Annotated in this window: 22 protein-coding genes; 14 read left to right on the top strand and 8 right to left on the bottom strand. The window is 42.1% G+C overall.

Features of this window, described 5'->3' with window-relative positions; translation table 11 throughout:
- Window positions 1-2: 2 nt before the first annotated feature.
- Entirely contained in the window at window positions 3-305 is a 303-nt protein-coding gene (locus E3E24_RS02465; protein WP_240912226.1) for a DUF3213 domain-containing protein, read from the top strand.
- On the opposite strand, the gene E3E24_RS02470 is transcribed toward E3E24_RS02465, so the two are convergent.
- From E3E24_RS02470 to E3E24_RS02495, 6 genes are read right to left on the bottom strand one after another with little or no spacing between them, the layout of a single operon-like run.
- Window positions 280-1,239 (bottom strand): carbohydrate kinase, encoded by a 960-nt coding sequence (locus E3E24_RS02470; RefSeq protein ID WP_167887268.1) that lies wholly within the window; start codon window positions 1,237-1,239, stop codon window positions 280-282. The two genes, E3E24_RS02465 and E3E24_RS02470, sit on opposite strands and share 26 nt — an antisense overlap.
- A 5-nt stretch (window positions 1,240-1,244) precedes the next feature.
- Window positions 1,245-2,429: a beta-galactosidase gene (locus E3E24_RS02475; RefSeq protein WP_167887267.1), complete on the bottom strand. Its 1,185-nt coding sequence runs from the start codon at window positions 2,427-2,429 to the stop codon at window positions 1,245-1,247.
- Window positions 2,430-2,461: 32 nt separating this feature from the next.
- Complete coding sequence (locus E3E24_RS02480; RefSeq protein ID WP_167887266.1) at window positions 2,462-3,286, bottom strand: carbohydrate ABC transporter permease; 825 nt, start codon at window positions 3,284-3,286, stop codon at window positions 2,462-2,464.
- Entirely contained in the window at window positions 3,286-4,167 is an 882-nt protein-coding gene (locus tag E3E24_RS02485; RefSeq protein ID WP_167887265.1) for a carbohydrate ABC transporter permease, read from the bottom strand. Before E3E24_RS02485 ends, E3E24_RS02480 begins: the two co-directional genes overlap by 1 nt.
- A 10-nt stretch (window positions 4,168-4,177) precedes the next feature.
- Window positions 4,178-4,456, bottom strand: coding sequence for a hypothetical protein (locus E3E24_RS02490; protein ID WP_167915596.1), 279 nt, complete (start codon window positions 4,454-4,456; stop codon window positions 4,178-4,180).
- Window positions 4,390-5,484 carry an ABC transporter substrate-binding protein gene (locus E3E24_RS02495; protein WP_167915597.1) on the bottom strand — a complete coding sequence of 365 codons (1,095 nt, stop codon included), beginning with the start codon at window positions 5,482-5,484 and terminating at the stop codon, window positions 4,390-4,392. Before E3E24_RS02495 ends, E3E24_RS02490 begins: the two co-directional genes overlap by 67 nt.
- Window positions 5,485-5,747: 263 nt before the next feature.
- Here E3E24_RS02495 and treT point away from each other — a divergent pair, with 263 nt between their 5' ends.
- The 5 genes from treT to E3E24_RS02520 are packed head-to-tail and all read left to right on the top strand — an operon-like array spanning window position 5,748 to window position 10,554.
- Window positions 5,748-6,989 (top strand): trehalose synthase, encoded by a 1,242-nt coding sequence (gene treT / locus E3E24_RS02500; RefSeq protein WP_167887263.1) that lies wholly within the window; start codon window positions 5,748-5,750, stop codon window positions 6,987-6,989.
- Window positions 6,990-6,995: 6 nt separating this feature from the next.
- Window positions 6,996-8,015, top strand: coding sequence for an HTH-type sugar-sensing transcriptional regulator TrmB (gene trmB, locus E3E24_RS02505; RefSeq protein ID WP_167887262.1), 1,020 nt, complete (start codon window positions 6,996-6,998; stop codon window positions 8,013-8,015).
- A gap of 10 nt (window positions 8,016-8,025) precedes the next feature.
- A complete protein-coding gene (locus E3E24_RS02510) occupies window positions 8,026-9,504 on the top strand; it encodes an L-fucose/L-arabinose isomerase family protein (protein WP_167887261.1) in 1,479 nt (492 codons plus the stop codon).
- Between the two features lie 37 nt (window positions 9,505-9,541).
- The gene (locus E3E24_RS02515) at window positions 9,542-9,883 is read left to right on the top strand and encodes a CidA/LrgA family protein (RefSeq protein ID WP_167887260.1); all 342 of its coding nucleotides are present in this window, start codon (window positions 9,542-9,544) and stop codon (window positions 9,881-9,883) included.
- Window positions 9,880-10,554 carry a CidB/LrgB family autolysis modulator gene (locus E3E24_RS02520; protein ID WP_167887259.1) on the top strand — a complete coding sequence of 225 codons (675 nt, stop codon included), beginning with the start codon at window positions 9,880-9,882 and terminating at the stop codon, window positions 10,552-10,554. The genes E3E24_RS02515 and E3E24_RS02520 overlap by 4 nt, the downstream gene beginning before the upstream one ends.
- Here the strand turns inward: E3E24_RS02520 and E3E24_RS02525 are convergent.
- Window positions 10,498-10,953, bottom strand: coding sequence for a Tfx family DNA-binding protein (locus E3E24_RS02525; RefSeq protein WP_167887258.1), 456 nt, complete (start codon window positions 10,951-10,953; stop codon window positions 10,498-10,500). The genes E3E24_RS02520 and E3E24_RS02525 overlap by 57 nt on opposite strands.
- A 114-nt stretch (window positions 10,954-11,067) precedes the next feature.
- Between E3E24_RS02525 and E3E24_RS02530 the strand changes: the two genes are divergently transcribed.
- From E3E24_RS02530 to E3E24_RS02540, 3 genes are all read left to right on the top strand, one after another.
- Complete coding sequence (locus E3E24_RS02530; protein WP_167887257.1) at window positions 11,068-11,655, top strand: hypothetical protein; 588 nt, start codon at window positions 11,068-11,070, stop codon at window positions 11,653-11,655.
- Between the two features lie 170 nt (window positions 11,656-11,825).
- Window positions 11,826-12,746, top strand: coding sequence for an integrase (locus tag E3E24_RS02535; RefSeq protein WP_167915598.1), 921 nt, complete (start codon window positions 11,826-11,828; stop codon window positions 12,744-12,746).
- A complete protein-coding gene (locus E3E24_RS02540; protein WP_167915599.1) occupies window positions 12,743-13,228 on the top strand; it encodes an integrase in 486 nt (161 codons plus the stop codon). The genes E3E24_RS02535 and E3E24_RS02540 overlap by 4 nt, the downstream gene beginning before the upstream one ends.
- Before the next feature lie 150 nt (window positions 13,229-13,378).
- Here the strand turns inward: E3E24_RS02540 and E3E24_RS02545 are convergent, their stop codons facing one another.
- Entirely contained in the window at window positions 13,379-14,569 is a 1,191-nt protein-coding gene (locus E3E24_RS02545; protein ID WP_167915600.1) for a Shedu anti-phage system protein SduA domain-containing protein, read from the bottom strand.
- A 222-nt stretch (window positions 14,570-14,791) separates the two neighbouring features.
- On the opposite strand from E3E24_RS02545, the gene E3E24_RS02550 reads away from it, so the two are divergent.
- The 5 genes from E3E24_RS02550 to E3E24_RS02570 all read left to right on the top strand — a co-directional run.
- Complete coding sequence (locus E3E24_RS02550) at window positions 14,792-15,100, top strand: hypothetical protein (protein ID WP_167915601.1); 309 nt, start codon at window positions 14,792-14,794, stop codon at window positions 15,098-15,100.
- Between the two features lie 84 nt (window positions 15,101-15,184).
- The gene (locus E3E24_RS02555) at window positions 15,185-15,445 is read left to right on the top strand and encodes a hypothetical protein (RefSeq protein ID WP_167915602.1); all 261 of its coding nucleotides are present in this window, start codon (window positions 15,185-15,187) and stop codon (window positions 15,443-15,445) included.
- 7 nt (window positions 15,446-15,452) lie between these two features.
- On the top strand, window positions 15,453-18,281 hold the full coding sequence (locus E3E24_RS02560; protein WP_167915603.1) for a minichromosome maintenance protein MCM: 2,829 nt from the start codon (window positions 15,453-15,455) through the stop codon (window positions 18,279-18,281).
- 245 nt (window positions 18,282-18,526) lie between these two features.
- Window positions 18,527-18,976 (top strand): hypothetical protein, encoded by a 450-nt coding sequence (locus E3E24_RS02565; protein WP_206205299.1) that lies wholly within the window; start codon window positions 18,527-18,529, stop codon window positions 18,974-18,976.
- 91 nt (window positions 18,977-19,067) lie between these two features.
- Window positions 19,068-19,610, top strand: a 543-nt coding sequence (locus tag E3E24_RS02570) for a DUF257 family protein (RefSeq protein ID WP_167915605.1), incomplete at its 3' end; no start/stop codon positions are given.

Raw genomic sequence — 19,610 nt, forward strand, 5'->3', positions numbered from 1 at the left:
TGATGCCAATGAAGAGAAAGCTTAAGTTTATTAAACTTAAATTTGGCAAAATTGCCCCTCATGAAGCGATGGATTTACAGTACAAGCTGAGCATTAATCCAGCAACTTATAGGGTTTTCATTAATGGATATTCAAAAACGGGAGTGATAGTGTTTGATGAGGGGAAGCTTTCAAAAGAGGAAATTCTAAAGACGCTAAGTGATTATGAGCCAGAGATTGCAGAAGAAAGAGAAATAACACTGGAAGAGCTTGTAAACTCAAGCATGAGCTGGAGGAATGTCATGGGAGAAATTTTATCGCAGTGAATATTTCTTTCGCTTCTTCATACTCCTTTAATTCTTCAATCCTTGGAATGCTCCATGCTCCTCTTTTAAGCGTTGAAAGAGCAGCAACGAGGTTGGCAAACCTGCCAATTTTTAAGAGCTCTTCTTTGGTGAATTCTAGGCTGTTAAGCTTGTCCATGTACCAGAACGATGTGAGAAGGGCTGCCATAAAAGCGTCTCCAGCCCCCGTTGTATCCACGGGCTTAACTTTGTGAGCCGGAATTTGAACTCTTAAGCCACTGTGAATTATTTCACTCCCCCTCTCTCCCTTGGTTACAGCCAAAAGCTTGAAGTCAAAATTTTCCACCTCTACTCCATGTTTCCTTAAAAATTCAAGCTCTCCATCACCAATTTTTATTATGTCAGCAAATTCCAGTCCCTTTTGTATATCCCTAAGCATCTTATCCTCTCTTCCCTTCCACAAGTCAAGCCTTATGTTCACATCATAGCTTATTGGAATTCTTCCTTTCGCTTTTTTGAGGACTTCAAAAACTGTGCTTCTGCTCGGCTCTCTTGCAAAGAGAACACTTCCGAAGTGAAGCAGAGAAGCTTTCTCGAGAAAAGAGAAATCTATGTCCTCAATCTTCAGATTGAAATAGGCAACTCCATCATAGAGGATGAATTCTGGCTTAGCTCCAATCAGCTGGACAAAAACGACACCAGTATGCTTTTCTCTGTCAAGTTTTATGTAGTCTGTGTTTACTCCCTCTTCCTTGAGCTTTTCAACTAGGAATTCTCCAAAAGGATCTGCTCCAACTTTACTTATTAGTGCTGAAGGTGTTCCCAATCTTGCCAACCCAACAGTTACATTGGCTGGAGCTCCCCCAGCATGTTTTTCAAAAGTCTTAACGTCCTTTAACGGCCATTCTTCTTTTGCTATGAAGTCAATTAATACTTCACCTATTGCAAAGATCATAATAATCACCCGATTTTCTTGAGGAATTCACTATATAATTTGACTAAGTTCTCTTTAGGTTTTTCGTAATAGTCTGGAGGAACATTAATGTAAATTTCTCTTCTTTTTAACCCTTTTATTTTGTTTTTAAAGTCCTTGAGAACAAATGCCGTTGGCTTTAGACTTCCGTCACTTCTTAGAAGTCCAAAGAATCTTTCATGTATTGCCTTATCAAATGGAGGCTTGTCCCAGAGACTCTCGTGATAATCTGAGAAGTTCCAGTATAAAGCACCAATTGTTCCAAATTCATAAAGGTGCTTTAATGTCTTTTCGAGCCATTTTGCTGCCTCTTCTTCATTTATGAGATAGTGTTCTAGGATATCTTTTCCAGTAGCAGATTTTATCTTTCTAGTTTCTCCTTGAGTAGTTGGCATTCCAAACTCTTCCATTAAAATATTTTTTTTGCCAAGAGCTTTTGTTAAAATACAAGCAAATGGTACAAAATATGGATCAAGGGGATCTGTAAAATCTGTATAAACAGAATAAGCATGCATACAGAGGAAATCGTTGTAAAGAGCAACATCTTGAACTCTAAAGTTTTTATTCCTATCTATATCCTCCTGATGAATGCCAAAAGTCACTGGTCTACTATCATTAGATTTTATTGTTTCGTAAACAAATTTCAGCCATCTTTTTGCAACTTCCGGTGTTCTTGGTATTCTAACGTTATCTATTTCATTTGAGATGTCCCAAGCATATATTTGAGAGGAATCACTGAATTCTGATGTGACTGTGTTCAATAACAATTCCTCAGCTTTCAGAATTTCTTTGTCTTCATAAATATCCCTTGCTCTTCTATCAACAACTTTGCCATTTGAATATGTAAGGAATCTCTCGTGGGGCTTGTCATCCAGCAACCATTCCGGAAGCCAATTTATGCCGCTCATGTGTCCTATGAAGAAAGTTGGAATTAGTTTGAGATCTAGTTCGTTGGCGATATCAAGAACTTTTCCAAGATTTTTTAGGCTTTTTTTGTCAATTTTGTCAATTTTTGGTTGAAAATCTTCCCAGAGTAGAAAAATTCTCACAACGTCGAGGTTGAGTTCTTTAATAACTGAAAACTCTTCTCTTACTTCTTTTTCGTCAAACTCTTTCCACCAGAACATAGCCTTCTTTCTGGGCCAGTAGTTGACTCCTAAAATAAAGTCCATTTTTATCCCTCCAAATAAAGTTTAAGAAGAAATCAGCCCTTTATTCCTCCTGAAACACCTTTCATGTAATACTTCTGAAGTGCAACGTAAACAATTATTGGTACCAATATTGTCAAAACGCCTGCTGCTGTTAGCTCTCCCCAGTTTGGATTGTATCTGCTCACGAACCTTGTTATTCCAGCAGAGGCTGGCCAGTTCTCTGGTCTCAGCAGTGTAATCGCAAAGAACAAGTCTTGCCATACGAAGATAAACTGAACAACTGCAACGCTTATGATAGCTGGTAGGGCTATTGGAAGGATTATCTTAAAGTAAATTCCAACGTTGCTTAAGCCATCAATCTTTGCTGCCTCTTCATAATCCTTAGGTACGGACATGAAAAAGTTTCTCAGGAAGAATATTGTCCATGGAAGGGCAAAGGCAGAGTGTACTAAGATTATCCCGTAGAAGTGGTTGTAAAGTCCTAAATCTCTGAAGAGCTTTAGGAGGGGAATTATGACTGCCTGCTGAGGAACAACTTGGATTGCAACTAAAGTTAGAAAGAGCATCGTTTTAATCGGAAAGCTGAAGGAGGTAAAGCCGTAAGCTGCCATGCCTGCTATCAGTAGTGGCAGAACAGTGGCAAAAGTTGCTATTATTATGGAGTTTAGGATGTTTCGTGAGAAGCCTTTAGTCAGCACATCTACATAGTTTTCTATCGTGAAGTGGGCATTCTTTAGAATCCACCATCCGGTGACAACTTCGCTGAAAGGCCTAATCGATGCCATGATCAGACCAAAAAGAGGAATCAAAAGCAATATGCCAATTGTCCATGCAATCATGTTTATCGTTATCTTATACTTTCTGCTGACTTTAGTCATTAAACTTCCCTCCTCTCTTGTATCATTCTCTTAAGCATTCCAATTGAAAATACGAAGACTGCTACTGTTAGGAAAGTCGCTACAGCGGCTGCAAAGCCCCATCTATATCTGAAGAATGCTTCGTAGTATACTAAATATGCCAACACCGATAGATAGAGTGGTATAGATTCACCTGAGAGAACGAATATCAAATCGAAGACCTTTAAGATATATATTGAGCTCATTGTGGTAACTACTATTAGAGCTGGCTTTAAAAGAGGTAAAATGACATATCTGAATTTCTGCCATGGATTTGCACCATCAATTATGGCTGCTTCGAGTATTTCTCTGTCAATTCCCTCAAGTCCAGCAAGAAATACCGTAGTTGAAAAACCTAACCAAGCCCAGAGAGAACCTAACAGAACAAAATATATTGCAGTTGAGGGGTCTTGTATCCATGCTCTTGGAGAGCCCCCCAGAAGTTCAAGGACTTTGTTAACAATTCCAGAACGTGGATCCAAGAGTAGCATCCAAACTATACCAACAACGGTTAAAGGCATGACCATTCCGAGCATAACAATACCTCTCAGAACATTTCTCCCAACGACTTCTTTATTGTGAAGGAGTATTGAGAATCCCAAACCTGAGAGGGTTGTGAGTGGTAAGAAAGTTATGAATAAGAAAGCATTATTCTTGATTGAAGTCCGGAACAGCTCATAATCGAGCATCTTTTCATAATTCTGTAAGCCAACAAACTCAGGAGGTGTAAATCCATCCCACTTAAAGAAGCCTAGGTAAAATGTATTCAATATTGGATACACGATAAAAATAAAAAGGAGTATAAAGGCGGGCGTCATCAGGATAAAAAAATCTTTAGTTAGATAATCCTTCCGTCCGCCCATTTACTTCACCTCAGCTCGTATAATAATCTTTTGCCTGCTTCTCTAACTCTTCAGCAATCTTCTGGTAGTCATCGGGATTTGCCCATAACCTAAAGAGTGCGTCCCAAATGACCGGCTGGAATCCACTCGGTACGTTGTCGTCTAGATCAGGAACCACTATAGAATCTTTCATAATCTCAACTACTCTGTAGTCTGCTGGATCATATGCCTCTTTTGGAACTGCTAAGTTTGGAGCAAGGTAGCCTTTCCCCTTACCATTATCTCTTGGTATTCTGGTCCTGCAAACCATTCTGCAACCTTCAATGCTGCCTCTTTGTGCGGAGCATTCTTTGGAACTATAACCCAGTCACCACCAGCAACAATTGCTTGTGGAACGTCATTAATCTTCGGGAATGGTATTAAGTCATAATCAACACCAGGCTTATATCCTTCGCTCTGGAGCATTAAGTTGATCCAGTTGCCCATGAAGTACATGGCAACTTCTCCCTTTCCTAATCTTGCCACTTGAGCTTCCCACTTCTCACCAATTGCAACTTTGGGGTCGCCATAGCAACCTTGCTTGAGGAGGTCGCTTATAATCTTAAATACCTCGAGAACCTGTGGATCTGTCCAAGAAACCTCGTGCTTCATGAGCTTTTGGTGAAGTTCTGGACCACCAACTCTAAGGAGAACAGCTTCAAAGACATCACTCAATGGCCACTTATCAGCGGCACCGCTTGCCAGAGGTTGGATTCCTTTGCTCTTCAATACATCACATACTTGTTTGAGTTCGTCTAGAGTCTTTGGAGGCTCAAGGTTGTTGTCCTTAAAGACATGAACATTGTACCAAATTCCGGGCTTTGCCCATGCTTTAATTGGGATTCCATAGTAAACGCCATTCAGATTAACTGGATCAAGGAGGTTTTGCATAATTTGTCCAGAATACTTGTTTACGATTGGAGTTAGATCCTCAAGCTGGCCTTTTTGGCCAAGTTCCTTTATCAAGGCGGGCCATGGGAGAATTGCAATATCAAAGTTAGGTGAACCAGCAGCTAATTCGCTTAAAACAGCATCTCTAAGTTTTGATTGCTGAACATATTTAATTTGTATGTCTTTATGAGCTTTGTTAAACTCTTCAACAGCTTTCATAAATGCCTCTCCTTCACTACCACCCCACTGACCATAGACTATTACTTCAACAGGCTTAACCTCTGTGGGTTTTTCTGTTGTTGTAGGGCTTGGTGAAGTTGTCTCCTTTTGGGAAATACACCCTGCAATGACTACACCAAGCAAAAGCAAACTCAACAACAATGCCAATTTTTTAACATTACGTCTCATGTATGGCACCTCTTTAATGTTTGTTCATCAGTGTTGTTTACTCTTAGTATATTTATATTTTTCGGAGCAATGCTCTCTTATTTATAAAAGATAAGAGCAAAAATATTCTTGGTAAATATCAAGAAAATGCTGTCAAATTTTTCTAGAATGTATATAATTCAAGTATGCAATTTAATAAAAATAGATTTTGCAAAAAACTTTTTATATAATCAGTGCCAAAAATGTCTGGAATATTATATACTAAAAGTAAAAGGTGGTAGCTTATGTTCGAAGTCAAGGAGCTTAAGGAAAAAACAATTGATGAGTACTCTAGTATTGTTGGAGGAAATGTAATAGAAATGATAAAGAGAAAAGCTGAGAAACTTGAAGGATCATCTATTGCGAATGTAAATTCAACAGCTTATGGTGGAGGAGTTGCTGAGATACTTCATAACTTGATACCTTTGATGAGAAGTCTTGGGATTGATGCCAGATGGTTTGTGATTGAAGGAACAGATGAATTTTTCAAAGTTACCAAGTCTTTCCACAATGCTTTGCAGGGAAATAAAGAGCTTAAGCTCACAGAGGAAATGAAGAAGCTTTACCTTAGCGTCAATGAAAAGAACTCAAAGGATTTTGATTTGAGTGTTTTTGACTATGTTGTTGTTCACGATCCACAGCCAGCTCCTTTAATAGAGTTCTATGAGAAAAAGAAGCCCTGGATTTGGCGCTGTCATATTGATTTAAGCGATCCAAACATAGAATTCTGGGGCTTCCTAAGACAGTTTGTTGAAAAATACGATCGCTATATCTTTCATATGCCGGAATATGCACAGAGCGACCTCGATAAAAACAAAGTTGTTATAATGCCGCCTTCAATAGACCCTCTTAGTGAAAAGAACATTGAACTAAAGGAGAGCGAAATTCTAAAAATCTTGGAAAAGTTTGATGTAGACCCAGACAGACCCAAGATAACCCAAGTTGCAAGATTTGATCCATGGAAGGGAGTATTTGATGCAATTGAAGTTTACAGAAAAGTTAAGGAGAAAATACCTGACGTTCAACTTTTACTTGTCAGTGCAATGGCACATGATGATCCAGAAGGATGGATATATTTTGAGAAAGTTCTCAGAAAAGTTGGAGAGGATTATGATGTAAAAATCCTCACAAATCTCATTGGCGTTCATGCTAAGGAAGTAAACGCCTTCCAGAGAGCAAGTGACGTTGTTCTTCAGATGTCAACAAGAGAGGGCTTTGGATTAACAGTCAGCGAGGCAATGTGGAAAGAGAAGCCAGTGATAGGCAGGGCAGTAGGTGGAATTAGGCTACAAGTAGTTGATGGTGAAACGGGATTTTTAATTAAGACAGTTGACGAAGCAGCAGAAAAAGCACTTTATTTGCTTAAACATCCAGAAGTTGCAGAGAAAATGGGTAAGAAAGCTAAGGAAAGGGTTAAGGAGAACTTCCTAATAACAAAGCATTTAGAAAGGTATTTAGACCTTTTTAGCTCATTTATTCAACAGTGATGAGAAATGGAGATAAGTGAAAAGGTCTTGACAATGCTCACAAGGCTTGGCTTCACAAAATATGAAGTTTTAACTTACTGGACACTATTGGTCTATGGTCCAAGTACTGCAAAGGAAATTTCAGAGAGAAGTGGAATTCCATATAACAGAGTTTATGATACAATAGCCTCATTAAAAGCAAGGGGATTTGTGAGTGAAATAGAGAGCTCTCCAAGAGTTTACGTTGCTTTTTCACCTTCAATAGCCTTTCTTAAGTTCAAAAAAGAAGTTGATGACATCAAAAAACAGCTCGAAGAGGAACTAAAAAAAGTCAAAGTAAAGGAAGAGGAAAGACCTGGCATCTGGAGGACTAAGGATTTAGACGAAGCCGTGGAGATGGTTAAAGAATCGCTGGACATTTCAGAGTACGAGGTAATTCTTGTGGCTCCTGAAAAATTCTTAGAAGAGATTGAGGGCAATATTAAAAATGCTCTAAAAAGAGGCGTTACAGTATCTCTCTACACTGAGGAAAAGATAGATTTGTCCGATTTCAGCAAACTTGGGAATCTGTTTGTAAGGAAATTCCACAAGCTTAATCACTTTATTGGAATGTTTGACGGTAGAGAGGTCATAGATATCCAAAATATAGGCTTTAGGCCCAGAAATCCGCCGAGCTTTAAGGCAACTTATCCAGAAATCATATTCTCACAATACAGTTTTATCAGAGAGGCGTTTAAGGAATCCACCTTGATACTTGAAGATATAAACCGCAAGGATGATTTACGCTTTTTCACGACTTTTCATGCTGTGGACGTGATAAGACGGCATTTAAGCGATAGCAACATTTATGCAGAGATTATTGCTAGAAATTTGACAACAGGGGAGATTGAGGATCTTAAAGGAAGGGTAGTAGGCTATACCGTGGCAATGGAGGAGGGCATAGATAATTTTGATTTGGAGACTGATAAGGGAATATTCAAGATTGGTGGGATGTTTGCAGTTTTAGAGGATTATGAAACTACAAGAATTAAGCTTATATTGACGTAAGGTGGTTTATATGATAGCGATTGCAACTTTTACTGACCCTCGGCCGACGGCTCTTTCAGAAGAACGTGAGAAGGCTTTGATGGAAAAGCACAAAGCTTTGATTGAAGCTTTGAAAGAATTTGAAGTATTGGATGTCAATGCAGAGCTGAGAAAGTACGAGGCACTTGAAAAAGGAGAAAACTTTGGAATTGATGATAAAGAGGAAGTGCTTGAAGCGGCGAGAATTATAAGCTCAAAAGGTGTGAGCGGAATAATTCTCGGCTTGTGGCACTGGACCGAGAGTAATCTCATAACCCTTTTGGCTAAAGAGACGAACAAGCCTTTGCTTTTGTATGCGGATGATGATCCAGCATGGGCTGGAACGACTTGCATAACCTCTGTTGGAGCCTCACTCTGGGAAAGTGCTGTAAACTACTATGCTCTTCATCACACGAGACTGAAAGGCGATGTTGAGAAAGTCAAGGCATGGGTTAGAGCAGTTGAGGCAGTATCAAAGCTCTCCAAGAAGTCTCTCCTCATCTGGGGGGCACCATATACATTGGGAATGGAACACCTAATGGACGATTTGCCAAGACTAAAGCGCTTCATCGGAGATTTCTTGATGATTGACCAGTACTTAATTGTCAGAAAAGCTGACGAGATGCTGAGCGACGAAAAACTTAGGGTTAAAGTAGAGGAGTTCTACGACTGGCTCACTTCAAAAGCTAAAGTAAAGTTTGACAACGTTATGTTGACTCCAGAAGCTCTGAGGAGGCAGATAGCTATCTATTTGGCAGCAAAAGACATTTGGGAGCAATATAAAAATGAGGTTGCGGGAGTTTCAATTAAATGTCAGCCAGAGCTGAGTGAGATTTATGGAGTTACAGCTTGTTTAATTCCAGCACTGTTTCCATTCAGCTTGGATGCAAAAGGGGAGAAGCCAGTGATTCCAGCCACTTGTGAAGGGGACATTAAGGGGACCATAAGCTCAATTCTGCTGTTCTACTTGAGCGGAAAGCCACCTCTTTTTGGGGACATAAAGTATGTGGATGATGAGCTCATTTTGATAGCAAACTGTGGAGCCTCTTCGCTTTATTATGCAAAGCTGAGCGAAAATCCGGAGGAAAATCTAAATGCAACGACAATACAAGGACAGTGCCAGGGAAAGAGCGGAGGTGCTTTGACATACAGAACTCCGAAGACAACTCTTACGATTGCAAGACTTGTTAGGATTGATGGGGAATATTACCTGCTTTACTTCCTAGGTGAAGGGATCGAAATAACTGAAGAAATTGAGAAAAAGCTTAAATGGGGCAAGCAGTGGCCTCACACAGCTGTGAAAAACCCTCTTGACAAGGAGAAATTCATTGCAGTTATGGGTGCAAATCACCTCTCTGCTGTTCCGGGAGACTACACTACCGAGCTTAGATTCATAGCTAAGCTTTGGGGAATCAAAGCTGTTAACTTAGCAGACGAGAAAGATGTCAAAGAGCTTTTGGAAAAGGTATGATTTTTATATCCCCTTTCTTAATTTATTCTGATGAGCCATGTATAAGGGATTAGCTATAATTTTTGGCTTTCTCTTTCTAGGCGAAGTCTTGGTTAGGATCTTAAGTCTCCCGATTCCTGGCAACGTTGTAGGGATGATTCTCCTCACTTTAGCGTTGGTTTTCAACGTTGTTAGGCTTGAAGATGTTGAGAAAGAGGCGGAGCTGTTAGTGAGGAACATGAGCATAATGTTCATTCCTCCCGGAGTCGGTATAGTTTTATATTGGGGGTTAATCAAAAGCCAAGCAGTGCCAATTTTTGTAGCTTTAATAGTGAGCTTCTTCGTAACAATGGTTCTGACAGCTAAGCTTGTTGAATTCTTAAGGAGGGAAAGAAAATGAACAGCTTTGGAATCTTTCTAACTCTAGCCTTATTCTACTTATTCTCAAAGCTCTACCAGAAAAAGAGGGCTTTCTACTTGAATCCCGTTCTTCTCTCGATACTCTCAATTGCTATAATTTTAAAGACTTTTAACATAAGCTATCAGACTTACATGGAAAGCGCACAAATACTGAGTTTTCTTCTTGGCCCAGCGGTTGTTAGCTTAGCTATTCCCTTATACAAGCAGAGAGACATTATTAAAGCTTATGCTCGTGAGATAGGAATTGGGATAGCCTTTGGAGGAACTCTAGCAATTTTGAGCGCATTTTATGTTGCAAAGCTTTTGGGAGCAGAAGAAATAGTTCTGCTCAGCATTGCTCCTAAGAGCATAACTACAGCAATAGCGATTGGAGTTAGTGAGAAAATAGGAGGCATACCAGCTTTAACAGCTGTTCTCGTTATTTTGACTGGAATAATGGGGAATGCTATTGGTGTTGAAGTGTTAAATCTGGCTAGGGTTAAAGATAAGGTGGCGAGAGGATTGGCCATGGGGGTTACTTCTCATGGCTTGGGAACTGCTAGGATAATCCTTGATGATGAGCTTGCTGGAGCAGTCAGCGGATTGGCGATGGCATTAAATGGGATTTTCACTTCTGTAGTTCTTCCGTATCTCATCAATATCCTCAAGTAGGCACTCACTTATTTTAAGCCTGTCTTGGGCATCCAAGAAAAGTGTGAAGTCCCTCTTCGCAATTCTGTCGTCTATGGGAGCATGCTCAACAAGAAAAGCTATTATTTCAGCTGTGCTGTAAGGAACTTTGATTTTAAGCTCATCAGCTTTCTTGAACAGCTTATCTGGGATTGTGAAGATGTCTTCGCCTTTTTTCACTTCGATGCTAATCTTTGAATTTATCTGCTCCCAGATGATAAGGGTGTTTCTAGCTTTCTCAATCTTTTCCAAGGCTCTGTGCTCAAGAATGCTGACATTAGCTCTACTTGTGCCTAAAAGCTCGGCTATTTCACTCTGCTTTAAGCCTTTGGCTCTAAGCTGTAATATTCTAATCTGTTGTTCAGTGAGGAAGCTCTTCATTTTAAACACCTTAATTTAACATCACAATAGCTATTAAAAAATTTTTGGCAGTGATGAAAATAGTGTTGGGAGCATCTTCATTTTACTTTTTATTTCGTTCGTTAGATTTATAACTTGATTAAGAAATATTTTCTATCTGGTGGTTGGCAGATGCCAGATCCATTTACTGCAATGTTGTTTGGAGCACCAGCTTTCTATGTAGCGGTGAAGGAGTTTTCAACATGGTTTCAAAAAGAGTTTGAGAGGGACATCAAGCTTGGAAAAGGTGTAAACTTTATCAAAATGCCTTTCTCAGACTTTGGCTACAACATCACTCCTAAAGACCGTCGGAACACCAAGGTTCTCGTTAAACATGCTGTGAGGGTGAAAGTTAAAACTGCGGTGGAGTACTATGAGGATGGAGCACTTCCAAGAGGTGTGAGTTTCATAATGGTAGACAAAGAAGGGCGTGTCTATCAGGGGAAGCTTGCAGCTGAAAAGAGGAGGGGTATTCTGCGTTCTAAAACCATAGTCAAGATAAAAACCTCGCCTAAAGGAGGGAGACCTGTTATTAGGAACATTAAGGATATAGACGAGCTATATTTAAGGGTAACAAAGAGGTATGAGGATCTTGCAGATGAACTGAAGTCCGATAAGAAATACTACGCAATAGTGGGAGCTAGAAAAAATGGGGTATTTACATTTAAAATACGAAAGCCGTAGCGCTTTTCTTTATTAAAACCTTGGATTGAATTCTAGCATAATTTTACGTGCAGGGAAAATGAACAGTGGGACATAACACCCGATATTATCCCATAGTTACGGAGAGCTTGCGCTCAATAAGTCGAAATTCATTAACAAATTTACCCAGAATGGCTTTCCTAGGAGAAGAAATGAGTACTATACTAATAGAGTTCTGGTGGTCCCGCGGCCCGGATTTGAACCGGGGACCTGCGGATCTACAGAACAGAGCTGACGGAGCGCTCCATTCTCTGATTGACGTCCGGAGGGCGTGGCAACACTACAAAGAGGATTACGCAGCGTGGCTCCAAGCCAGCCACGATGAGAGGACATACAAGTCATATCTCTCCAATCTCGAGAGATTCTTCGCCGCCCACCCGCACGTGACCACCGGGAACATAAGGACCCTACTAGAAAGGGAATACACCCGTCACAAGGCTGTTGCTCTAAGGACTTTCGTGAGGTACCTCTACGAGACGGGAAAGATCGGCCTCGAAGACTATGAGCGGCTGAAGAGGAACATACCTCTTTACAGCGGGGGAGTAGATACGCACTTCTACTCGGAAGACGATATAAGGAAAATATACGAATACTTCTCTACGAGAAAGTCGGTGAAGTATCAATTGTTGTTCCTTACAGCCCTTTTCTCGGGCCTAAGGCGGAACCACGTCATAGAGTTCCTCAACAAGTTCGACCCTTCGACAGAGGTCAATATCAGCAGTGGCTGTGTAAGATACCCGTTGTTCGTGAAAAAGGGAAACAAGGCGGCTTACTGGGTATATCTACCGAAGTGGTTATCGGATGAGCTGAAAAAGCACAAGGACGAGCTCAGGCTCAACACGATGACCCTCGAGAAGAAGGTGAAGGACAAGCTGAGGTTCAGGAGCATAAGGAAGTTCTTCTTCACGACTGCAATTGAGATTGGAGTGCCGGACGGGGTCATAGACTTCATCCAGGGCAGGAGTGCCCGCAGCATCGGGGCAAAGCACTACCTCGACAAGACCCGCATCGCGGACAAATATTATCCAAGGATTGCAGAAAAGCTCGAAAAGATTCTGGAGGTGAGAAAATGATTTCTAGTGAGGAGGTCAGGGAAGCTTACGAGTTCTTCTCACAAAAGTCACTCGAAGCTCCTTTCCTTCTAATAGCTTTCTCGGGTGCGAGAGCTTCGGATTTACGGGAGATGCTAGAAAGCTTCAACTCAAAAATGCTCTATGAATTTCAAAAAGGTTTTGCTCGATATTTTCTTTACTCGAACGGCAGGGTACTCTACGTCTACGCTCCTACAAAAGTTCTTGAGGCCGCGGCAGAGATTAATCCAAATACACTGACTAGGATTAGGTACAAGAAAGTCGCACCGAGGTCGCTGAGATTGTGGTTTGCAACGCTGGCTCTGAGATTAGGAGTTCCAGAATGTGCGATCAACTACATGCAGGGGAGGCTTTCCTACCTCACCACCGAGGAGAAGCGATTTCTGAACATAGTAAGTCTCTGCGATAGGTATTATCCTGCGATCGCAGAGACGATTGCACAAATGATTGGAATGAAACTGTGAACTTTCTTTACTTTTTTACCATATTAACTATTGTGACGCAAAAATTTTTGAAAACTGTAATGTATTCCAATATTGGCTATTCAAGAATTGCACGAGAGCCCGAGAGGGTTGTTGGCACAGCAAGAGACAAACGAGACTAGAGCTAGTGGTTCAACTACTTGCATTTCCAGCAAATTGTTTGCTGATTTCAGCTTTTACTCTTTCAATATTTTCAAGTACATAATCCCACGTCACAACAATCAGATCATCCTGTTCCTCATTGAAAGCCTTCAATGCTCTTTTTTCCTCCTCATTCAAGTCTTCGAGAAGCCCTATAATTATCATGTACCGCACATCCTTGTTATCCCCCAGTATCTCCTTCCACTCCGAGACCTGCTTCAAAGCCTCCTTCAACCGGCTGGACTTTCTCTTCCCTATAAACGGCTTATATGCAGGAGGTTCTATTTCAACATAGATTTCTTTATCCTCTCTTGTCTGAATATAAAAGTCCGGTCTTCTCACGATTTTTCCCCGGAGCGTTGGCTGTTTCTCTATTCTCTTTGCACCGGGCCACAAGAAAAACTTGTACCTTGTGAGCAGGTTCTGAAACACCTGCTCGTCAGCTTCGGTGATATGTACTGCACTTCTGACTTCCTCTTCTATCTTGGTGATGAGTTTCATGTACATTTCGAAGGCTTCACGTTTTGCTTTTTCATCTACAATTCTCCGATAGCTATCTGTGATTATCTCATAGAGGCTGCTGAAAAGTGCGAAGTAGAAGTCAGACTCGGCGTGGGACAGTGGGTCAATCTCTCTAAGGAGGATAGAAACGTCCCCAAAAATCCACGCGAAGGGGATATGCTTGACGTATCGTTGCCTCCCAATTATCCAGTATATTCCGCAGTCTACTACCTTTACTTCTGCCTCTTTTCCCACCTTCATTGGGATCATTTCATCAGCTAATATGAAAACTGCTGCGTCCTTAGGGAGCTGGTTTCTGAATCTCTTACTGAACTCCTTATGAGTAAAAACAAGCCTCCACAGCTCTGTGTACCTTCCATTTACTACAAACGCAGCACTAGTGCCTAAGATGCCGAATATCTCTTCCTCTACTTGTTTTCCTGTTCTCCTGACTTTTATAGAAATCCTACTAGCTCGCTCTCGGTGAAGTTCGAATCCCACCTTACCGTTATCGTCAATATAGACCACACCTTTGAAGCCCGTGTAGAGCATATATTGTGGAAGCAAGAGTCTCCTAAGTGCTACTGGCACTTGAGTTGCCAGGACTGACAACTTGTTGAAATACTGCTTCAGTCTACCCTTAATTTCCCTAATTTCTTTATCATCGGGTTGAGCGTTCATCAACTAATTTTTGGTACTTTTTCGCTATTAACGTTTTTCGTGGCTAGTGTTTTTTCTGCACCACCTCACCTACCCCTCCCCACAACACACCGCAACGCACCACTTCTCACTACAACACCCCACATCTCACCACAATATGTTATATTTTTGCAATAGAAATATTACCTATCGGAAAATTTATAAGTTAAGAACGCAACAAATTATAATTGGGGGTGGGCTGACATGTCGGGCAAAATATATGTCGATGTTGTGAAAAGCCCAGCCCTGCTTATTGTGCCGCCAGTGGAAGAAGTGCTCGAGTTCTTCGAGGGCGTTGAGGGAGTAGTAGTACTCGCAAACCCGAAAAAGAGACAGATTGTATTGAAAAAGCCCCGCGGCGGAGAAGAAGCACGCAAGGTGCTCTTTGACGAGGACAGCTTGTGCCACATTGTGCCGATCACAAAAGAAGCAGAGATTCTTGGATTGAAGAATGAAGGAGAGGCAGAGAGCGAGCTCAAAGATAATTCTCTGGTCTTCAAGTTTTCCTCCTGATTCTATTTTTCTTGGAGGTTGTTACTATGTGCAAGCGTAACAACTATATCGCTCATCCGCATGCACCCTGATGGAGGTGATAGGATGAGCATAGTTGAGGTCGTTGCCGAGAGAGTTATGACTGAAGGGGAGATCTACTGTGGGGATTACATAAGAGTCCCCGGCGAAGTGCTGAAAGAGCTCGCCGAAGAGCTCAACCTGCCTTTGAACCATCTAACGCGACTCCTCAATCAGAAAGAACTGCTGAGAAGGCAGTATCTCATCAAAAACTCCCGCGGGAAATTCTACATCTTCGAGAAGTCGAAGGTCGAGGAGATTGTAAAAAGCAAAAGAAACACAAGGTGATGTCAAAATGATAGGGGCAGGCACGCTCAGAGTTATTCTCGATTCAACTTTTTATAACATTTTCGGCCGATTAAGGGAGCTCAAGAAAAGAGACACAATTGCAGCATTGCTTTTCGGAGACGTTGAAGGAAAAGTACATGCGAATCAGGTTCTCAAGGAGTTCATCGAGACGCTCAAGTCTGCAGGCTCAACGGAAGTTCAAGTTGGAGCGATAAGCAATGAGCAGGTAAGGGAAACGCTATATCAGCTCGGATATTCTGATGATGACACAGTGATAGTTCATGAGTTGGAAAAGATACTGGATGAAGAGGATGTCGTGGGGGGAAGTGATTCCCCCGCTCTCCCCCAGCCGGGGATTGAAAAAGAAGGCATTTCCGCTTCCCCCGAGGCGTGGGGGAAGACAGGGGAAGAGGGGAAGCCGAAGGGGAACCAGGGGGAAGAGTTTTACAAACTGCTTATTAGAGCTATCCACAGTACAGTAGAGCTGAAGAAACCTTATGATGCCCTACCTATTGCTGTGCTGTATACATCAAGCAAGCCACTAACCAGAGCTGAGTTGAATGAAAAAGTCAGAGAACTTAACAAACTGCTCGGCAGGCCATACAAGGAAAAGTCCGTGTCGAACTCGATCAGCAACGTTGTCAAGGATTCAACAATAGTCAGGATAGTAATAGAGAACGGGGTAGAGTATTATTCTCTCATTGACGGAATAAGAAAAGACATTGCCGAGCAACTCATTAAGCTCTATGAACAGGAGCAGGCAAGAGCTGAGCTTTCTGCAGTCTCTGGAGATATGGAGGATCTGATCAAGGCATTCGTGTCTTTCTTCAGGTCTTACGTTGATGACCGCGGCAGGAAAGTCTACATGGACAAAATAGCTGCCTTGCTGACAGAAAAGCCTTCAAGAAGCCTCGAGGTTGATTATTGCCACCTGAACAGTATGAGCCCCGATCTTGCCAAGTGGTTGCTTGAGGATCCGGAGAGAGTTATCTCCGCAGCCGAAGATGCCCTGAGACTTGTGTTGCAAGAAGACTTTCTCCAAGAGGAACCCGGAAGTTATCATGTCCGCTTCTACAACCTTCCCGCAACACTATTGCCAAGAAACGTGGGCAGCGCACAAATCAACAAGTTCATCCAGGTCGAGGGCGTTGTCTCAAGAATCAGCGAGATAAGACCATATGTTAGCAGGGCCGTTTTCGTCTGTCGTGACTGCGGACACAAGATGATACGTCTGCAAAAACCACATGCCAAGTTCATGGCGAAGCCAGGCAAGTGCGAAGAATGTGGCAGCAAAGACATTGTACTTGACCGTGAAAAGAGTACTTTCATTGATTATCAGCACCTCAGGATTCAAGACGCTCCGGAAAAACTCAAAGGCGGCGAAATGCCCCGCTTCATTGACGCAATCGTTCTTGACGATCTCTGCGAAACAGTCGTGCCCGGTGATCGCGTGATTGTTACTGGCGTCTTGAGAACAATTGAAGAAGGAAACGAGAAGGAACCAATCCTGAAAACTGTGATGATAGTTAACCACATCACCAAGATGAGCAGGGATATCGAGGACGTCGAGCTTACTGAAATAGATATCCAGAAAATTAAGGAAGAGGCAAAGAAACCAGATATAAAAGAAAGGATAATTAACTCGATTGCCCCGAGCATTTATGGCATGAAGGAGGTCAAGGAAGGTCTTGCTCTCGCCCTGTTCGGTGGAGTTGAGAAACCCCTGCCAGACGGCACAAGAATCAGGGGAGAAACGCACATATTGCTCATCGGAGACCCGGGCAAAGCCAAGTCTCAGCTACTTCGCTTTCTTTCAAACGTTGCACCGAGAGCTGTCTATGCCTCAGCGGAAGGAGCCTCGAAAGTTGGATTGACGGCTGCAGCAGTCAAGGACGAGTTCACGGGAGGATGGATTGTTGAGGCGGGAGTTATGGTCTTGGCTGACCGCGGTCTTGCTATAATTGATGAGCTGGACAAGATGAATGACAGCGACAGAAAAGCGATCCACACAGCAATGGAGCAGGGAATCGTGACGGTTAATAAAGCGGGCATCTCGACAACACTCAATGCTAGGGCCACTGTGATTGCAGCGGCAAATCCGAAGCATGGGCGCTGGAATCCGATGAAATCCTTCGCAGAGCAGATAAACCTTGGTCCTACCCTACTGAGCAGGTTCGACTTAATATTTGTGCTCATTGACGACCCTGATGAGGACGAGGACAGAAAGCTGGCGAGGCATATTCTCAACAGGGACAGTAAAGACTTCGAGGCTTACAGAGAAGCTTATGATCCAGAGTTTCTCCGCAAGTATGTAGCGTATGCCCGCAAGTACATTCACCCGAAATTGAGTGAGGAAGCAAAGCAGATTCTTGAAGAATACTTTGTGAAGTTAAGAAAGAGGGTAAAGCAGTTGGACGATGATGGAATTCGCCCAATTCCAATCACAGCGAGACAGCTAGAGGCCTTGATTCGATTAAGTGAAGCCCATGCAAGGCTGCATTTACGTGATACCGTAACTGCTGAGGATGTAGAAGCAGCAATTAGACTCATGGAATACACGCTCAAGCAAATTGCCATGGACGAGAGCGGGGTCCTGGATGTTAGCATTATCGAAGTCGGCAAGAGCAGCAGTGAAATTAACAAGATTGAAAGAATTGAGTGGATTATCAAGCAACTTGATAATGGGGAAGGGGCTCCTGAATCGGCAGTAATTAATGAGGCTGGAGTATGGAAGATAAGTGAAGAAGAAGCGAAGAAGATTCTTGATAGGCTTAAGGAAGAGGGCAGAATTTACGAACTGAGGCCTGGGCACTACAGGCTACAGGAGGAAATGTAGATCCTTTCCCTCCATTTTCAATTTCTTCCAATTTCTTCCATACAAAAATGTCATCTAAGCTTCTATGTTTCAGAGAACAAGGAAAAACCTTAAGATAGGACGTGAATCATTAGTATATGATGAAGGAAGTGAATTCATACCAAGTGACTTCGTCTAACATAGTGACACGTACTGCGCCCCCAGCTATAAACAGGAGTAGCTTGAACGACTTCAAGCGAAAAATTGTCTCTGTTATGATTAATGATATGCTCAAAGTTTTTCTCAGAAATGCCTACTATAAGCGCCCTATCCTAGTTCTCAGCCACGACTCGGTTTGTATTCATTTCGACAGAACCTTTTACGTTTTCAAAGCTGAGGTAGAAAAGCTCTTGGAGAAGTGGGCAAGTTTTTCGCAGGCACTCTCGATAATTGAGCTCACTCCTGTTACAGCAAACAAAATCATTCTGACAGAGTTTTATGTCAAGAACCCTTGGGAAGACTTCTTATCTGAGTATAACTCTGTGGAAGCGCTCCCTTTCACGGGGAATGAAGCTCGCAAGTTCTCCGAGAGAGAATTAAGTGAGATCCGCGAAAAGCTACTTCACTCAAGCGGTGCTCTCTTCAAGCTGGAGTGCTTGAGCAGTGTGAACAGAAAGCATTTTGCGCTGAAGCAAAATCTTTTCATCCCGCTCGAGAAGAGCTTGGAGTTTTTGTAAAATTAGAGAATGTCTAATTAACGAGAAAATTTTTATAGAAACCCTTTTATTTTGGATGCTACATATTCTTCTATGTCCCTGTGGGGGGGGAATGAGCGAAAAATTTGAGCAGAGTATGTTTGATTACCTCAAAGCAATACAGAAGGGAGAGGATATTCTTGTTGAGTATACCTCAAACGAGCCGATACACTTGATATTTTACATTCTCTTGAAGTATGCAAAGCAGAATAACATACCCGTGTTAATAGTTGACGCCGTGGATCAACTCCATGTCCTCAAGGCGCATCTCGAGCTGGCTGGAATTGATACTAGGATGATTGACGAAGTCCAAGTAATAAAACTCGGAGGCATTATAACGACAGGAAAAGTTCTTGGCAGAGTTGACTTGGAGGAGACTACTCCAGTCTGGAAGAAGCACTACGATGAACTGCTGAAGAAGGTTCACTCTGATTACACTCTGAGGGTAATCGTGGGTATAGATAAAGTACTCCCGCTGTATGAGGAGACTCCAGCGAGGCTGGAAGCATTCTTCGGATATGCAATCCGCCCATACTTGGGGGATAAGAGCAGAACATCAATATACTTCTTGAACACTGACATTGTAGGTAGGAATGCGGTCTTGGAGTTCGAGGAG

The organism is Thermococcus sp. LS2 (genome assembly GCF_012027375.1).
Classification (GTDB): Archaea; Methanobacteriota_B; Thermococci; order Thermococcales; family Thermococcaceae; genus Thermococcus_B.

Excerpts from the sequence above, each read along its gene's own strand:
- E3E24_RS02510 (WP_167887261.1), top strand. The coding sequence starts at position 8,026 with ATGATAGCGATTGCAACTTTTACTGACCCTCGGCCGACGGCTCTTTCA.
- E3E24_RS02560 (WP_167915603.1), top strand. The coding sequence starts at position 15,453 with ATGATAGGGGCAGGCACGCTCAGAGTTATTCTCGATTCAACTTTTTAT.
- treT (WP_167887263.1), top strand. The coding sequence starts at position 5,748 with ATGTTCGAAGTCAAGGAGCTTAAGGAAAAAACAATTGATGAGTACTCT.
- E3E24_RS02515 (WP_167887260.1), top strand. The coding sequence starts at position 9,542 with ATGTATAAGGGATTAGCTATAATTTTTGGCTTTCTCTTTCTAGGCGAA.
- E3E24_RS02480 (WP_167887266.1), bottom strand. The coding sequence starts at position 3,286 with ATGACTAAAGTCAGCAGAAAGTATAAGATAACGATAAACATGATTGCA.
- E3E24_RS02540 (WP_167915599.1), top strand. The coding sequence starts at position 12,743 with ATGATTTCTAGTGAGGAGGTCAGGGAAGCTTACGAGTTCTTCTCACAA.
- E3E24_RS02550 (WP_167915601.1), top strand. The coding sequence starts at position 14,792 with ATGTCGGGCAAAATATATGTCGATGTTGTGAAAAGCCCAGCCCTGCTT.
- E3E24_RS02485 (WP_167887265.1), bottom strand. The coding sequence starts at position 4,167 with ATGGGCGGACGGAAGGATTATCTAACTAAAGATTTTTTTATCCTGATG.
- E3E24_RS02520 (WP_167887259.1), top strand. The coding sequence starts at position 9,880 with ATGAACAGCTTTGGAATCTTTCTAACTCTAGCCTTATTCTACTTATTC.
- E3E24_RS02465 (WP_240912226.1), top strand. The coding sequence starts at position 3 with ATGCCAATGAAGAGAAAGCTTAAGTTTATTAAACTTAAATTTGGCAAA.
- trmB (WP_167887262.1), top strand. The coding sequence starts at position 6,996 with ATGGAGATAAGTGAAAAGGTCTTGACAATGCTCACAAGGCTTGGCTTC.
- E3E24_RS02470 (WP_167887268.1), bottom strand. The coding sequence starts at position 1,239 with ATGATCTTTGCAATAGGTGAAGTATTAATTGACTTCATAGCAAAAGAA.
- E3E24_RS02565 (WP_206205299.1), top strand. The coding sequence starts at position 18,527 with ATGCTCAAAGTTTTTCTCAGAAATGCCTACTATAAGCGCCCTATCCTA.
- E3E24_RS02525 (WP_167887258.1), bottom strand. The coding sequence starts at position 10,953 with ATGAAGAGCTTCCTCACTGAACAACAGATTAGAATATTACAGCTTAGA.
- E3E24_RS02475 (WP_167887267.1), bottom strand. The coding sequence starts at position 2,429 with ATGGACTTTATTTTAGGAGTCAACTACTGGCCCAGAAAGAAGGCTATG.
- E3E24_RS02555 (WP_167915602.1), top strand. The coding sequence starts at position 15,185 with ATGAGCATAGTTGAGGTCGTTGCCGAGAGAGTTATGACTGAAGGGGAG.
- E3E24_RS02535 (WP_167915598.1), top strand. The coding sequence starts at position 11,826 with ATGAGTACTATACTAATAGAGTTCTGGTGGTCCCGCGGCCCGGATTTG.
- E3E24_RS02490 (WP_167915596.1), bottom strand. The coding sequence starts at position 4,456 with ATGGTTTGCAGGACCAGAATACCAAGAGATAATGGTAAGGGGAAAGGC.
- E3E24_RS02495 (WP_167915597.1), bottom strand. The coding sequence starts at position 5,484 with ATGAGACGTAATGTTAAAAAATTGGCATTGTTGTTGAGTTTGCTTTTG.
- E3E24_RS02545 (WP_167915600.1), bottom strand. The coding sequence starts at position 14,569 with ATGAACGCTCAACCCGATGATAAAGAAATTAGGGAAATTAAGGGTAGA.